Consider the following 15,753-nt stretch of genomic DNA (forward strand, 5'->3'; position numbering starts at 1 on the left):
CAAGCGAGTCAGGCATCACACGATCATTCAACCTATATTAGTTGCTGCACAATCTTTTCCATTGCACTGGATCGGGACCCTTTTACCAAAACAACAGTATCTGGTGACAACTGCTCTACTAGGCTTTGTATTAATTGTTCTTGGGTATTAAAATGCTCACCGCCAACGCCGAATGATTCAGCAGCTAATTTGCTGTGAGAGCCACAGCTGAGTAATTGATGAATACCCAACCGACGCGCTGCAAATCCGACTTCCTGATGATGCTGCGTAGCCCAAGTACCCAACTCACCCATATCCCCAAAAACGAAAATCTTTTTCCCTGGGCGTTCTGCTAATACCTCTAAGGCAGCTAAGACAGAGCGTAAATTTGCATTATAAGTGTCATCGATTACAATCGATTGATTTTTCCCTTCAAGGACTGTCAAGCGTCCTTTCACACCACCAAATCGATTTAATCCCTGTTGAATTTCTTTTATGGAAATACCTACAGCATGGCAACACGCTGCAGCTGCTAGAGCATTACGAACATTATGCAGGCCAGGAACTTTTAAATGAATATCTGCTTGTCCATTGGGTATGATCAAAGAAAAATGCCCACAACCTGAGGCATCTAGTTGCACATCTTGCGCATAAACATCAGCAGTATGATCTAAAGAAAAACGGAGTACTTTTTTGTCAAGCAATATCTCATCCCAAAAATGAGCATATGCATCATCATCATTCACGACCGCTACACCAGCAAGAGACAAACCTTGATGTATTTCTCCTTTAGCACGGGCAACACCATCAATAGAACCAAAACCTTCTACATGTGCTGGGGCAATGTTATTAATTAATGTCACATCAGGATGAACAATGGCAACAGTATGTGCGATTTCACCAGGATGATTTGCACCTAATTCAAAAACTGCATAATTATGTTGGTTATTCAGTTGTAAAACGCTTAATGGTGCACCAATGTGATTATTGAAGTTCCCTCGAGTAGCATGAGAGGGATAAGGTAAAATAGAAGCGATCATTTCTTTGGTTGTGGTTTTCCCATTGGATCCCGTCAACGCAATAACAGGGCAATGAATATCCTGTCGATGAGCCGCTGCTATTTTAGCCAAAGCTTGTATTGGATCCGGAACAACAAATTGTGGTATGTGCACGCCTTCTACAACAGAATTAACTACCGCAGCTACTGCACCACGCGTTTCTGCATCCTTTATGAAATCATGCCCGTCAAAACGTTCACCCCTTATGGCAATAAATAAACTTCCTGGTTTTAGTTCACGACTATCAGTACAAATACCAGTAAGTTCAGCATTGATCTGACAGGGTTGGGCAAGTAATGCGGCAACAGTATTTAGGTTCATAATATTAAGGCTTGGCTAAAAGTCTAGTGTACTAACACTTGAGCGTAGAGTTCAAGAGGGTAACCACAGTAAAAGTAGCCTGGATTGTTATTCTACATATATTACAGCCTGTGTGCGGGGCAGCAGAGCACGAAATTTTTTGTCGTCATCCCGAGCATTGCGAGGAATCTCCCATCAAAACATAGTGCTTTATTGAGGCGATCCCTCGCGATGATCATAGGGCGAGGAGCAGTATGCTGCTCCATGATTGATACATTTATACTGTAGCGGACTCAATATGAGATGGATTAATGTGCAACAGGCAATGATAACGAGCAATACGCTCTTCCGTTAATGGCTTACGCTGATCGTCAAGTAAATGAGCATCTAAGCCTTCACTTAATTGGCGTGCAGTTTCCAGCATGACCGCAAATCGTTCGATATCGATACCAGGATTTTTTGACGAGTGCATGTATAAACAAAGGCCACGCACACTAAAAGCACCAATATTTTGCAAATCAAAAACTCCCGTTGCAGTTGCAGCAGCTAAACTGCACAAAACTGGACCTTGGCCGTTAGGAAATTGATGACGATGAAATAAACTCCCTTCACCAAAACGTAACCCAGCCGCCAAAACAGTTTGTAATAACTCATATCCTGCAAATTGCCTGTTTTCTTTTGCAAGCAAAAACATCATTAAGGTCGTTGGAGTATCCATTTTTATTGAAGACTCTACCTCTATTTTTGGTGCGGATTTCGGCTTCATCTCTACCTTTAATTCAATCTGCTCTTCATCATCCAGAGGCATCAGACGGGGTTGAGAGGTTTTTGCCGTATTTGTTTTAATTAATTGTACCTCATTATCCACCCCCATTTCATTATTGAAGTCCGTGGCATTGATTTTGCGGACTGCAATAATGTCATCATTATAATTCTGTGTGTTATCTGAACTTTTTCCTGATGTTCCCAGACTAGGTTGATAACGTTCTGGATTTAAGCTCTGTCTTCGAGCTTTCATTAAGCGCCCAATTGCTACAATAACGCCAATTAACAACAGGACATTAAGAATTAAGCTCCAATTTGCCTGCATCATTTACTCCATAGCCAAAGCTTGTGTTACATCAACCGCAACCAAGCGAGACACTCCAGGTTCACGCATAGTTACCCCAATCAAATGATCTGCTAATTCCATTGTAACTTTATTATGTGTAATAAAGAGAAACTGTACGAATTGTGACATTTCTTTCACCAAAGCGCAAAAACGCCCCACATTTACATCATCTAAAGGTGCATCCACTTCATCTAGCATACAAAATGGAGAAGGGTTTAACTGAAAAATAGCAAAAACTAATGCTACTGCAGTCATTGCCTTCTCTCCTCCGGATAACAAATGGATGGTACTATTTCGTTTTCCCGGGGGTTGTGCCATTACTACAATACCAGCTTCCAACAGATTATCACAAGTCAATTCGAGCTGCGCTCTTCCACCACCGAACAAACGTGGGAAAAGTGCCTTAAATGAAGAATTGACTTCGTTAAAAGTATTTTCCAGACGTGAACGAGTTTCTTTATCCATTTTTTCAATGGCCGTTTCTAGAGTGGCCAATGCTTGAGTTAAATCATCATACTGCTCATCCAAATATACTTTACGTTGCTGTTCCGTAGTAAATTCTTCAATTGCAGCAAGGTTAATAGCTCCCAAACGTTTAATTTTGTCAGAAAGAGCAATTAATTCATCTTCACGCATCGCCTGAGTCACACCTGTAGGTATTTGCTCAAGTAATGCTTGTGCCTGCAAGCCCGACTCATCAAGGGACTCTTGTACTGAACTGGCGCGTACCGCCAAAGCCTGTTCTTCCATGCGGGTATTGCTTATTTGCTCTTGGATACGTTTTACCTCAAAATCACAGTTTAAAATATTTTTCTCGCACTCTTCAAGCGCTATCCTCAGCTGTGATAATTGTTCTCTACTCAAAGTGAGCTGCAATTCTATTTCACCCTGTTTTTGCAATTGTTGGGCCAGTTGCTCTTTGAGTTCCTCCCCGGGACCTTCTGTTTGCAAGCAAAGCATTGCGATATGTTCCAAACGCTCTTGCAAAACATTTAAACGTTCTTGTTCTCGCTGAATACGATCATTGAGTTGCTGTATTTTATTTTTTTCTCTATCGTATTCCAGTTCCGCATGATGCAGTACAACTCGAGACTCTTCCAACTGCTTATTTTTTGATGCCAATGTTTGCACCCTGTTTTGCTTTTCTTGCAGGCAGTGTTCCTGTTGCTGCTCATATACTTGGCATTGCTCTTCTAAATAATGTAATTTTTCTTTTATAGTACATTGTTCTGCTGCTGTTTCTTCCAAAGTAAGTTTCAATTCATCACATTCGAACGCTAAAGATGTTGCTTGTTTTTCAGCCTGCAGAATCGTTTGCTCGTTGGCACTCAATGCCACACTATTAGTTCTTAATGCGTCATTACTGGCATTGACGTTCAACTGATGTAATTCAATGTCTTTTAAACTTTTTTGTAACTGCTGATGGGTATCATCACGTTCAGTCCTTATGACCTCAATTTTCTCTTGTAACTCCTGAACAACTGCAGCGAGTTCAGTAATTTTTTGTTGACGTGCCAACAAACCCAACTCATCCTGAGTCTCTGGAGTAACGAATTTCACCCATCCTTGGCCTAACCAAAAGCCATCGGGCGTTATAATCGATTCATGCACCGCCAACGCAGGCAACCAACTTAATGCTTCATCAAAATGTTCCGCAGCATAGATATGTTCCAATGGATAAGCATTTGCTGGAATGGTTCCTTTAATTTTATCAATAAGACGAGGGTAAGAACTGGCTTTAAGATTGATGTTTCGGAGGGTAACAATATTTTCGCCTTGTCGTTCACAAATGGCGCGTTGCGGCCATAACTCTTCAAAAGATTCCAGAACATACGCATGTAATGCTTCATTGAGTACCCGTTCACAAGCAGATTGCCATTTCGTTTCCACTTGTAAAATATCCATCAATCGAGGTTTTTCTGACCATTCTTTAATTACATTTTTGCTGCGTTGCATTCCTTGGCGCGCTGCCCGTTGCGCCGCCATTAATGCGGCATATTCGCTGTTTGCATGATGGAAATCATCCTGCAACACATGCAGCTGCTGCTCGATGTTCTGCAATTTGCCACGTAATTGTTCTGTGTTTTCCTGGCTTTGTTTGAGTTGCAAAGCATCAAACTCGTGATCGGCAATTAATTTAATGCGCTGTTCTTCTAAGTGATTTCGAGTCTGTTGTAAATCCGTTACTGAAATAGTTTCTTGCTCTAATTGAAGCTTTTCTAATCTTAAAAGTGTTTGTTGATATTTTTCTTCCAAATGGCGCGCGTTAACCTCAGTCACCTGGAACTCTCTTTTCAAATTGCTTGTTTGAGTTTGGACTTCCTGCCAATGCAGATCCCATTCTGCCTGTTGCGTTTGGGTATCTTGCCAATCCACTTCCAGTTCTTTAAATTGATCCCTTAATTGTTCAAGTCGCTTTTCGAGATCGTACGAATTCTGCTGACAATGAAGCAACGCCTCTTTATCGCTTTTGAGTTGTTGTTCAGCAATCTGCCAATCATCTTGCATTTGCTGTTGATCCTGCTCCAAACGTTTCTTTTCACGCGTTTGCTGCTGTATGGTTTCTTCCAAACGAGCGATTTCAGTGCCTAATTGATAGAAACTGGCCTGAATTTGCTGCGTTTGTTCCTCAACATCATGAAGGGTTTCATTCAATTCAACTCGTTCTTTATTGGCCTTGACAAGCGCGCTTTGTTGCTGTTCGTAACTCACTGCTAATTCTTGTATTTGACGTTGCTTTACTTCTTGCTGAACAATAAAATCATGCCATTTAAGTGCTAAAATTTCTGCTCGGCACAATTGTTCTTCGTCTTTGAGAATGAGATAACGTTCAGCCGCTTTGGCTTGCCGTTCCAAACGTTGCAATTGTTTGTCCAATTCCTCTCGAATGTCAGCAACCCGAGTCAAATTTTCGCGTGTGTGATCAATGCGTTGCAAGGTCTCACGCCGACGTTCTTTGTATTTGGAAACACCTGCTGCTTCCTCAAGATATACCCTTAAATCTTCGGGCCTGGCCTCAATGAGCTGCGAAATAGTGCCCTGACCAATAATTGAATAACCACGGGCTCCAGCACCAGTACCTAGAAAAATATCAGTGATGTCTTTACGTCGACAACGGCTGCCATTCAAATAATAAGAAGAATCACCATCCCGAGTCACTACACGTTTTACAGCGATTTCACCATAGCTCGCAAAAGGACCCGTGAGACGCCCAAGGCTGTTATCAAATACGAGTTCAACAGAAGCCTGACCTACTGATTTACGATTAGAAGAGCCATTAAAAATGACATCGGTCATGGATTCACCACGCAAATTTCTTGCAGAGCTTTCCCCCATGACCCAACGTACCGCATCGATAATGTTTGATTTGCCACAACCATTAGGTCCAACAACTGCAACCAACTGGCTGGGAAAATGAACGACCGTCGGATCAACAAAAGACTTAAAACCGGCTAATTTTAATTGCTTCAAATGCATAGTATGGCAGTTTTAAACAAAAATAAGCTGGCATTATAACTGAGGATGGACAGGCTATCCACAGCACCGCTGATTAACAGAGTGCTTGCATAGAAATAAGATGGAGTTGAGGATTAATTTGACAAACAAATGAACAACGATATAATTCCCCCATTTAATAGAAAATGGATGGATAATGAAGCACTTATTCAATAAATCGCTTAGCATAGTCACACTTAGTATCGCGTTTCTTTTTCCAAATCCTATTTTTTCAACGCCACCGAACCTGACTTTAGTAAAAAACGAACTTAAAAATTATCATGACTCAGGACTTTATCAAAAAGAGTTAACCCAAGTTATTCAAAAAGCACAAAAGTATATTGATCAGCAAGCTGAAATTAATCAAAAACAAAACCACATAAAAAACTGGCGCTTGTTTTAGACATCGATGAAACCAGCCTCTCTAATTATAACTCCATGATTGAACGTGATTTTGGTGGAAATCGTAAACTATTTCACCAAGACATAATGGCTGCCAATGCTCCAGTAATTAAGCCCATGCTTCACTTATATCGTGATGCACGCAATCATGGCATCAAAGTGTTTTTTGTGACGGGAAGAAATGAATCGGAACGTAAAGCGACAGAGCTTAATTTGCATAAAGCAGGGTATGATGGATGGTCTGGTCTCTACTTGCGTCCTATGAATTACTCCTCTAAATCGATTATTCCATTTAAATCTCATACACGAAAAATAATCACCGAAAAAGGCTATACCATTGTCGCATCGATAGGCGATCAATACAGTGACCTTAAAGGTGGATATGCCCAAAAAGTATTTAAATTGCCCAATCCTTTTTATTACCTACCCTAGGCTTTTTTAGGATCATCAGGAACCTTTTAAATAACCGTTCAGGGGGATGAAGTCTTACCCATTTGATGGGTATCCTGATGGACTAGATCGTTCAAAACAATGGACATCAACAATTCAATTTGTTGTTCATACATTTTGCGATCATATCCTCCTTCTAATCCCCAATAAACTTTTTCGATATGGTCTTTATTTTCTCGATATAGCTTAAAAATACTCTCATAAAAATAGGTTAAGTCGGTTGTATTAAGGCGAGTTTTCCGTGCCTCAGTAGCGCCCATTAAATACCCATCAACATATTTCCCGCAATAAGCGGTTTCTTCTTCATGGGAATCCCAACCCGTGGGTAAAAATAGAGCCACTTTCTGATGATTTATTTTGGCTTGTTCGATTTGCTCTTCCATTTTCTCGATTGCAAACACCAAAGCAGGATGTACTAAACCTGGTTTACGCGTTGTACGACTTAAATTAACGACAAAATAGTCTAAGCCTCCTCGTTGCCATGATTGAATGTTCTGTCCTTCATCTTTTCCACACTTGTTAAATAGTTCGGTTATATAATCTTCATCTTGGTAGGGATAAACTCTTGAATCAAAAACATCAATATGACATATATCCATATCTGCAGCAGAATTCATTAAAATATCACATAAACCATTGTCTCGATTTACATCAGTCCCAACAATAATATGTTTGAGCGGTTTCGTGTTTCGCTGCATGTGCTTCAGTAATACTGCTGATTTATTTAAAATACAAAAACCACTACCTTCATCAGCGAACGCATGGTGAGTAGGTAATCCAAACGAAAAATGCACTTTTTTAGAATGGAATAAAGTCATCGAAATATCTTTGATCAGCACTTCAAACGTACCTGGAGTAATAAGAATATCCGAGTTTAATTGCTTCCATCCTTTGGCCTGTGCTTGAATGCAATCACGAATAATTTGCTGCAGATATTCTGATGTATGCACCGCCAATAACGCTTGGAGAATCTGGTCTTCTTCAGGAAATTCAGCAAAAAGTGTTAAAGCAACGTTCTCATCTCCTTTTTTCATAGCAGCAAATAATTGATTCCAGTGCTCGGGTAACTCCACACGATCGGTAGTAACAACAGGTAAGGAAGGATCTTTAGATTGTGTTGTCGCGATCACCTGGGTCATGTGCTTTAGACGCTCGAATTGGTCTTCATCAGCGCCAGCCGGCATCCCATGCATTTGCTGTATATCTTTGGCTGAGGGAATTTGAATCAAACATTCTTGATTTTTTTCCTTATGCGACTCGGGAGATACCTTCTCTTTAAAGAAATATTTGTGCCTCATCTTCATTTCATCCTTGAAAGTAAAAGAGGAAAGGAGTTCTTTTCAAATCAAAAACTCCTGCCATTATCTATTAGAGTATAAGGTATGGACACGTGATGCAATGAAGAAAATGGATGTTTAATTGAATACAGCACCACAATTTGATGATGGCTCATCGCCCTGCTCAATCCCTTGGTTAATCTTAATAAGTTCCTGAGAAAAATCTGTTCCTGATTTAATTGCGTCAGGACCTGCAAAAAATGTAAGTCCAATGCCAGTAATGGCCGTTAAAGAAGAAGCTAGTCCTAAAACAAACTCTGTTTCCAATAAACTCAGTCCTAACGAAAAACCCCAGGCACTTAAGATGGAGCTTGAACCAAAAGTTGTGATGAAACCAGCAATACTGGCACCAATAAGCAATGCCCCGAAGACTACTAGAAGACTTCCTAATACGTGTTTACCAACAGAATTATTTCTTGAGGCATATTCAGCAATTGCTCCTAATCGATTTACAGTTTTGTGATCTGCACGTCCATCGAAAACATCATTCAAAATCAAAATAACCCGCGCATAAAAATGATAATCAATTTCCTCTTTTTTTTGTTTTTTTATTTTAACTTCTGCTTCAATTAAATTGACCGCCCTAATGATATGCTTTTGGATTGATGTAGGCCGAGCAGGTGGATTCTTCCTAATAAAAAAAAGTCCATTATTAAAAATTTCTTCTTCTACATGGGGTAAATTCCTTTCTTGAATCGCAAAATACTCAGGCTTCTCATGTTTATTGACTGCAAACCAGGACTCCGCGCTTGAACAAGTTGAAATTGGGTAAGGTAAATCGTCATGCAGAGTAACATGCGTACTTTCAATAAGAGATGCTAAGATTTTTTCAAACGCAGGATCTTTGTCTTCTTGTTTTATCTTGAAATACATATCCCATAGGAAACCACACAAGCGAAGATAGTTATTGCGTTGGATTACTTTTGTATAATGATCATCAAATCCCTCGATTTCGGAGACTAATATATTCAGCCCATACCGAGCCGCAATTAAGCTAATTCGAACTTGTGGTGAAAGACCTGTCATATGAGTGTCTTCGTAATCAATGAATGCCTGCCAAATTTTATCGACTAAGGCCTGTACCGACGCCTGAGGATTTTCTTGTAACATTTTTAAAAATAATTGGGCAGCAGGAATATGTTCTTTTAGCCATGCTTGTCGAGAAGATAAATCTCGCAGGGCAAGTTGAGCCTTACTCATTTCCTCCTCATAGGGTTTCATTTGTCCTTCGAGCACATCACTTTCACTTTGCAAAAGTTCTAACTCTGAACGAAAACGAAGTGTTTCAGGACTATCATGATCTGTCTGATACATAAAGTTAAGGATAGGCCCCTTACTCTGCATAATCTGGTACTTTTTCCAAGAAATACGTGCATTTAGCGCCCTTAATTCTTCTTGGTATGGTTTAAGTAGATGTCTTTGCTTCTCAATGAGTTGTACAGTTTCTGATATTTGCAGCTCAATGGAAGGTAATTCTTTTTGCCAAGCTTGGAGGTTAATTTGACTGTAAACAACTGGATTAACTGAAGTCATCACGGTCCTGCAAAGTCTGTTACAGAATGCGGCATATTATACATATTGCAATCTTTTTATTCAATTATTATATTTTATTTTCAACACATTCCCAATCCAGCACGCCAACTAGACTAAGAGATACAATAACCACAGCTCCTAAAAATTTTTAAGGGACACGGGGCAATGAGTCTTAGTCTTTAAAGATAATATTTAAGCTTCATTCCCCTAAGAAAATAAAGAGAAAAAAGGGGGAGCAGTTTAACGCTCCCCCTGTTACATTCTACTAGATCATAGGTTAAGGACTCATGATGCAATAAAGGCTGGATCCAATTAATTAATATACCACAGCACTATAGGACGGCGGGGCATTGTAGTGTTCCAACTCTTCTTTAATATCCTTTAGTTCCTGAGTGAAGCCCTTACGTGCTCCCGATTCAATTGCTTTCGGTCCGGCAAAAAAGGTTAAGCCAATACCCGTAACAGCCGCTAAAGAAGATGCAACCCCGAAAACAAGCTCTGTTTCAAGCAAACCAAGTCCCAATGCAATACCCCACGCACTTAGTAGGGAACTCGAGCCAAAAGTAGTAAAAAAACCAGCAACACTGGCACAAATCAGCAAGCAACCAGCCGCAATCAGAAGGCCGCCTAAAACTTTTTTTCCAACCGAGTTGCTTCCTGATGCATATTCAGCAATTTCTCCTAAACATTTCGCAGCGTGCTGATCCGCAGGATTTACGAAAGCCGAGTTTAAAAGAGACACCACTCGTCCATAAAAGTGATAGTCAATTTTTTCTTTTCTTTGCTTTTTCATTTTAACTTCGGCGTCGATTAAATTGACTGTACTGAGGATGTGCTTTTGCAGTGGTGTCAGCTGAGTGATTCTATTTTGTGTAATAAAAATCAATTCATTTTTAAAAATTTGCTCTTCTAGATTGGGTAAATCCTGTTCTTTGATTGCAAATAAACCTGGCATATTTTGTTTATTGCTTTCAAACCAAGCTTGCGCGCTATACCCCGTTTGCATATGGTCGGGTAAATCACCCTGCTGAACCATATGGGTACTTTCAACAAGATGTCCTAAAAGCTTTTCAAACTCAGGATCTTTCTTTTCTTGTTTTACCTTGGAGTACATATCCCATAAGAAACCACACAAGCGCAGATAATTAGTCCGATGGAGTGAGTTTGTGTAAGCAGGGTCATATCCCTCAACATAGGAGGTCAATGTATTTAGACCATATCGAGCAGCAAACAAGCTAATCCGTACTTGTGGAGCAAGATTGATTAGATGAGTATTTTCGTAATGAGTGAATGTTTTCCAAATTTCATTTATCAAAGACTGCACAGACTCTAAAGGTCTTTCGTGCAACGTCTGTAAAAATAGCTGGGCAGCGGGAATATGCTCTTGTAACCACTGTTGGCGAGAAAGCAATTGAGCCATACTCGCCTGAGTTTTATTAATTGCTTCTTCATAAGGTTTCATGCGTTTTTTGAGCGCTTCCCGTTGCTCTTGCAAACGATTTGACCTCCGTTCCGACGGAAAAGTTTCTACGGTATAGTTTCGATAATGACGAGGTCTTGAATCCATCATATCTTGGAAAGAAGCCATATTCACATCAAGCTGATAGCCTAGTGAATTTTGAGAAACCAACTCATTTTGTAGTGACCCGAGGCGTAGCCTCTGGTCCTCAATGAATTGCAAATACTCTGTTATTTGCAGCTCAATAGCAGCTAATTCTGCTTGCCAAGATAGGAGATTCTTTTGATTATAAACAACAGGATTAACTGAGGGCATAATGATCCTTATCAGTGGATTACCTTAGAAATGATCTCGATTATACATGGTGGAAACTATTGGTTCAATTATTGTATTTTATACCCAGAAATAAATATAAGTATCTGAATTAAAATATAAATTAGAGTCCCCTCATTTTGCCCAAGTCTAGCGAATTATCAAGGCACAGCAATACATAGATATAGCGCATCACCTAATCAAAGAGATACAATAGCCACAGTTTCTAAAATTTTTTAAGGACAAGAGCCAATGACTACCAAGAAAGCTTTTGGATCCTATTTTTTTCCAATTACTTTAATTGCAGCCATTCTGCTAGGTGGTCTGACGGGCTCCTTTTGGGGATCAATAACCCCATACTTAAAGCCCTTTGGTGAGATTTTTCTCAACCTGATTTTTACCGCAATTGTGCCTTTGATTTTTTTTAGTATCACCTCGGCAATTGCTCGGGTTGGTTCTATGGGTAAACTGGGTAAAATCGCTTTTTATATGACCCTTGTTTTTCTATTTACTGGTATAGTCGCAGCAGTGTACTCACTCTTCGTAGTCAGCCTTTTCCCTCCAGCCCAGGGTGTTATTTTACCGCTTAATGCTCCAGAAAAAACTTCAGCTATGAATATTTTTAATCAAATTGCGGAAATCTTTACGGTCCCTGAATTTAGCAAGCTGCTGTCGCATCAACATATTCTGGCACTCATTCTCTTTTCAATTCTAGTTGGAGTATCCGCATCAAAAGCCAATGAAAAAGGAAAAATTTTCATTGATTTTTTACAGGCCGGAGAAGAAATTTTCATGCGTGTTTTTTCTTTGATTATGTATTATGCCCCCATTGGTTTTTTTGCCTACTTCGCTGTTTTAGTTCATGATCTAGGCCCTCAATTAATGGCTAACTATCTGCGAGTCGGGGTTCTTTATTATACTTTTGGCGTCATTTATTTTATTATGGTCTACACGCTATTTGCCTATTTGGCTGGGAAAACCGAAGGTATAAAACGATTTTGGAGCAGTATTTTTCTCCCTGTAGTTACCTCGCTGGCCACATGCAGCAGTGCTGCCAGTATTCCCGCCAATTTAATGGCAGCAAAAAAAATGCAAGTCGCTCCTGAAATTTATGAAACAGTAATTCCTTTAGGTACCATCATTCATAAAGATGGTTCTGTAATAGGTGGCATGTTCAAGATTGCTTTTTTATTTGGAATCTTTCACTTAAATTTTTCCAGCCCCGGTGTACTGCTTACTGCTTTAGGAATTTCTTTACTCGTTGGTACCGTAATGGGGGCAATCCCAAGTGGAGGAATGCTGGGTGAATTACTCATACTCAGCGCCTATGGATTTCCTCCTTCAGTCCTAATAATCATAGCCGCAATTAGTATTATCATTGATCCATTGGCGACTATGCTTAATGTGACATGCAACAGTGTAAGCAGTATGATGGTTGCCCGTCTTGTGGAAGGGAAAAAATGGTTAACACGCGCGTAATCTGTTGCTTAGAAGCAGCAATACGCTTTAAATTAAACAGGTAAATTATGAATAAACCTTATAAAAAATTATGGCGTTCCCGTAAAGATCGAAAAATCGCAGGAATATGTGGTGGTTTAGGCGTTTATTTTGGCGTAGATCCGGTATGGGTCAGAATCATTTTTGTTGTCTTTTTCCTCCTTGGAGGCGCAGCATTTATAGCCTACATCTTGTTATGGCTGCTTATCCCTTTGGAGCCTGAAGGCTGGCAAGATGCTTAAATGCATGGCATGCTCCGCTTAAAGCAGAAAGAAGTTGCGAGGAGTATATGTTTTCTGATTTGAAAATTGTAAATGAGCGAACATAGCCTAAAACGCCACCTACGAGTGATTTTGAAATGAAGCATTGAATAGCCTGCCGGGGCAAGTCGTGCCCCAGACTATCTACTGCTTTTACGGTTCATTCTGTGATAGAACAAAAGACAATGCATTTAAAATTGCTGCTATTCTAAGCACTGATTGCACCGCGACTTTATTGACTTCATGTTCCAGCAATTGCCTTACATGGGAATGGATGCACATACCACAACCATTAATTGCAGACACCGCCAACGCGAATAACTCAAAGTCGACCTTAGGTACTCCAGGATTTAACATACCATTCATGCGTAAATTTGCCGGCATTGACGCAAGTTCTTTATTTTCTGACAAATGAATTGCCCGATAATACACATTATTCATTGCCATCAAAGCAGCCGCTGTTTTTACAGCATCATCCAATTCAGCAGAAAGGTAGAGCCCGCCTTCTGTTTTAATCGCATCAATAATGAGCTTATTTTTCAAGGTGTACGCTACAGCCAAAGCAGCCCCGTAAAATTGTGTTTCTGTTAACCCTGATTGTGGAATATTACCAAATAAGCTACTGACATTAAGGCGAATATCCTTAGCAAAATCAGGTATCGCTTGTTTCAATTGTTCTATAGACATAGGATTCTCCTTTTCAGAAGCCCCATAAATACAGGAGCTTCTGTATTTTGCTCTAACTATAACGTTTCGCCACCAATAGGACGATTACATGGACATAATTCGTCAGTTTGCAAGGCATCCAAAATACGTAATATTTCTTGAGGATTACGACCCACATTTAAAGAATTGACACTGACATGTTGAATTACATTGTTTGGGTCAATAACAAAAGTTGCCCTTAGCGCACAACCACTTTCCTCTTCTCTAATGCCAAATCCATCAGTTAACTTCCCGCGAACATCTGCAAAACTGTATTGATTTAACTTATCTAAGTCTTTGTGTTCTCTTCGCCATGCTAGTTTGACAAATTCATTATCAGTACTTCCACCCAATACCACTGCGTCCCTATCGTTAAATTCACCATTTAATTTTGCAAATTCAACAATTTCTGTTGGGCATACAAACGTAAAATCTTTAGGATAGAAAAAAAGTACTTTCCATTTTCCAGGAAAACTTTTTTCAGTAACTACTTCAAAAGCGCTCTCACCATGCTCTTCATGATGATTAAAACCTGGTTTTACTGCAACAACAGAAAATTCCGGAATTTTTTGACCAACAGTTAACATAAAATTCTCCTCAGTTCGTTTTTTTCAATTAAATTATAGTTATGGTGTATAATTATTTAAAATGAATAAAACAGATAACTTTAATCGGAAAAAACGATGAGCAGATTAGTAAGCATGAAGCAGCTGCATTATTTGATTACACTCTACGATCATCAACATTTCGGGCGTGCTGCTGCGGCATGTTTTATTAGTCAATCAACCTTAAGTGCAGCTATTACAAACCTTGAAGAAACACTAGGGGCTCAACTCCTTGAACGAGATCATAAAACATTTTTATTTACTCCCTTAGGAGAAGAAATTGTTCGACGTAGCCGATTAATTATTGAACAGAGCAACGACTTAGTGGATTACGCAAGAAATCAAGGAAAAGTAATGCAAGGGAAGTTTTATCTGGGCGTGATCCCTACTATTGCACCTTTTATAATCAGTGAATTACAAACTCTCTGTCAGAAGACTTATCCGAATCTTGCTTTATTTATTCGAGAGGACACCACAGACAATGTATTGCGTTATTTGGGAGAAGGTAAACTTGATTTGGTTATTTTGGCGCTTCCTTATCCAACCCAAGATTTTCACACACAAATATTATGCAAAGATTATTTTAAACTGGTCCTACCTAAGACGTGGTTACATCAAGGTTATGACAAAGAAATCAGTCAATTGCCTGAAAGCAGTATTTTTCTGCTTGAAAAAGAACACTGCTTGACGGGGCATGCATTACAGGCCTGTCAATTAAAAGAAAGCAAAAAAATCAATCACTTTTTTGCAACCAGTTTACATACTTTGATTCAAATGGTCAGTCATCAGCCTGGTATTACCTTCTTACCTAATCTTGCAATTAACAGCGGTATTCTTACAGGTACTGATTTAGTCTCAGTTCCTTTAAAAACAGATCATGCTTATCGAGAAATTGGTGTGGCCTGGCGGACTACGTCTCATAAAACTCAGAACTATGTTTTATTCACTGAATTGATTCAGCAGATTGTTGTTGCGAAATGTGCCTAACTTTTTTTGAACAATAGAGGTGCTAAAAAGAAAGAGCAAATTTTTTATTTTACTTTGCCTGTATTCATCTTCTCCGATGTATTATAGTTCTCCCAAAAATTTACGGAGAAAACTATGAGGAAAAGCATTACTTCAATCTTAGGTACTATTCTATTTTTATCATCAATCAATTCTTATGCAGATGCCCAAAAAACCGTTCGTATTCCCCAACTATCAAATGAAAGAGTATCGGTCTGGACAACAGTAATTTATCCTAATAAAGA

General features: G+C 39.4%; 13 protein-coding genes. 5 read left to right on the plus strand and 8 right to left on the minus strand.

Annotated features, from left to right (window positions below; genetic code table 11):
- Nucleotides 1–32 precede the first annotated feature (32 nt).
- The 3 genes from EL022_RS15960 to smc form a co-directional block, all read right to left on the minus strand.
- The gene (locus EL022_RS15960) at nt 33–1,358 is read right to left on the minus strand and encodes a UDP-N-acetylmuramoyl-tripeptide--D-alanyl-D-alanine ligase (RefSeq protein WP_028380951.1); all 1,326 of its coding nucleotides are present in this window, start codon (nt 1,356–1,358) and stop codon (nt 33–35) included.
- A gap of 256 nt (nt 1,359–1,614) precedes the next feature.
- Nucleotides 1,615–2,427 carry a cell division protein ZipA C-terminal FtsZ-binding domain-containing protein gene (locus EL022_RS15965; RefSeq protein ID WP_028380950.1) on the minus strand — a complete coding sequence of 271 codons (813 nt, stop codon included), beginning with the start codon at nt 2,425–2,427 and terminating at the stop codon, nt 1,615–1,617.
- Between the two features lie 3 nt (nt 2,428–2,430).
- The gene (smc, locus tag EL022_RS15970) at nt 2,431–5,925 is read right to left on the minus strand and encodes a chromosome segregation protein SMC (protein ID WP_028380949.1); all 3,495 of its coding nucleotides are present in this window, start codon (nt 5,923–5,925) and stop codon (nt 2,431–2,433) included.
- A gap of 175 nt (nt 5,926–6,100) precedes the next feature.
- On the opposite strand from smc, the gene EL022_RS16545 reads away from it, so the two are divergent.
- Both EL022_RS16545 and EL022_RS16550 read left to right on the plus strand, forming a co-directional pair.
- Nucleotides 6,101–6,346 carry a hypothetical protein gene (locus EL022_RS16545; protein ID WP_241972208.1) on the plus strand — a complete coding sequence of 82 codons (246 nt, stop codon included), beginning with the start codon at nt 6,101–6,103 and terminating at the stop codon, nt 6,344–6,346.
- 2 nt (nt 6,347–6,348) lie between these two features.
- On the plus strand, nt 6,349–6,777 hold the full coding sequence (locus EL022_RS16550) for an HAD family acid phosphatase (RefSeq protein ID WP_338418474.1): 429 nt from the start codon (nt 6,349–6,351) through the stop codon (nt 6,775–6,777).
- 38 nt (nt 6,778–6,815) lie between these two features.
- On the opposite strand, the gene EL022_RS15980 is transcribed toward EL022_RS16550, so the two are convergent.
- From EL022_RS15980 to EL022_RS15990, 3 genes are all read right to left on the minus strand, one after another.
- Complete coding sequence (locus tag EL022_RS15980) at nt 6,816–8,093, minus strand: acetylpolyamine amidohydrolase (protein WP_028380947.1); 1,278 nt, start codon at nt 8,091–8,093, stop codon at nt 6,816–6,818.
- 117 nt (nt 8,094–8,210) lie between these two features.
- A complete protein-coding gene (locus tag EL022_RS15985) occupies nt 8,211–9,665 on the minus strand; it encodes a hypothetical protein (RefSeq protein ID WP_051544443.1) in 1,455 nt (484 codons plus the stop codon).
- A gap of 316 nt (nt 9,666–9,981) precedes the next feature.
- Nucleotides 9,982–11,439: a hypothetical protein gene (locus EL022_RS15990; protein ID WP_028380946.1), complete on the minus strand. Its 1,458-nt coding sequence runs from the start codon at nt 11,437–11,439 to the stop codon at nt 9,982–9,984.
- A gap of 249 nt (nt 11,440–11,688) precedes the next feature.
- On the opposite strand from EL022_RS15990, the gene EL022_RS15995 reads away from it, so the two are divergent.
- Together EL022_RS15995 and EL022_RS16000 are read left to right on the plus strand one after the other, a co-directional pair.
- Entirely contained in the window at nt 11,689–12,915 is a 1,227-nt protein-coding gene (locus EL022_RS15995; RefSeq protein ID WP_028380945.1) for a dicarboxylate/amino acid:cation symporter, read from the plus strand.
- 47 nt (nt 12,916–12,962) lie between these two features.
- Nucleotides 12,963–13,175, plus strand: coding sequence for a PspC domain-containing protein (locus EL022_RS16000; RefSeq protein ID WP_028380944.1), 213 nt, complete (start codon nt 12,963–12,965; stop codon nt 13,173–13,175).
- Nucleotides 13,176–13,346: 171 nt separating this feature from the next.
- Here the strand turns inward: EL022_RS16000 and EL022_RS16005 are convergent, their stop codons facing one another.
- Complete coding sequence (locus EL022_RS16005; RefSeq protein WP_028380943.1) at nt 13,347–13,880, minus strand: carboxymuconolactone decarboxylase family protein; 534 nt, start codon at nt 13,878–13,880, stop codon at nt 13,347–13,349.
- Nucleotides 13,881–13,936: 56 nt separating this feature from the next.
- The gene (locus EL022_RS16010) at nt 13,937–14,485 is read right to left on the minus strand and encodes a peroxiredoxin (protein ID WP_028380942.1); all 549 of its coding nucleotides are present in this window, start codon (nt 14,483–14,485) and stop codon (nt 13,937–13,939) included.
- 96 nt (nt 14,486–14,581) lie between these two features.
- Here EL022_RS16010 and EL022_RS16015 point away from each other — a divergent pair, with 96 nt between their 5' ends.
- Entirely contained in the window at nt 14,582–15,490 is a 909-nt protein-coding gene (locus EL022_RS16015; protein ID WP_028380941.1) for a hydrogen peroxide-inducible genes activator, read from the plus strand.
- The last annotated feature ends 263 nt before the right edge of the window (nt 15,491–15,753 follow it).

This window comes from Legionella cherrii (assembly GCF_900635815.1).
Classification (GTDB): Bacteria; Pseudomonadota; Gammaproteobacteria; order Legionellales; family Legionellaceae; genus Legionella; species Legionella cherrii.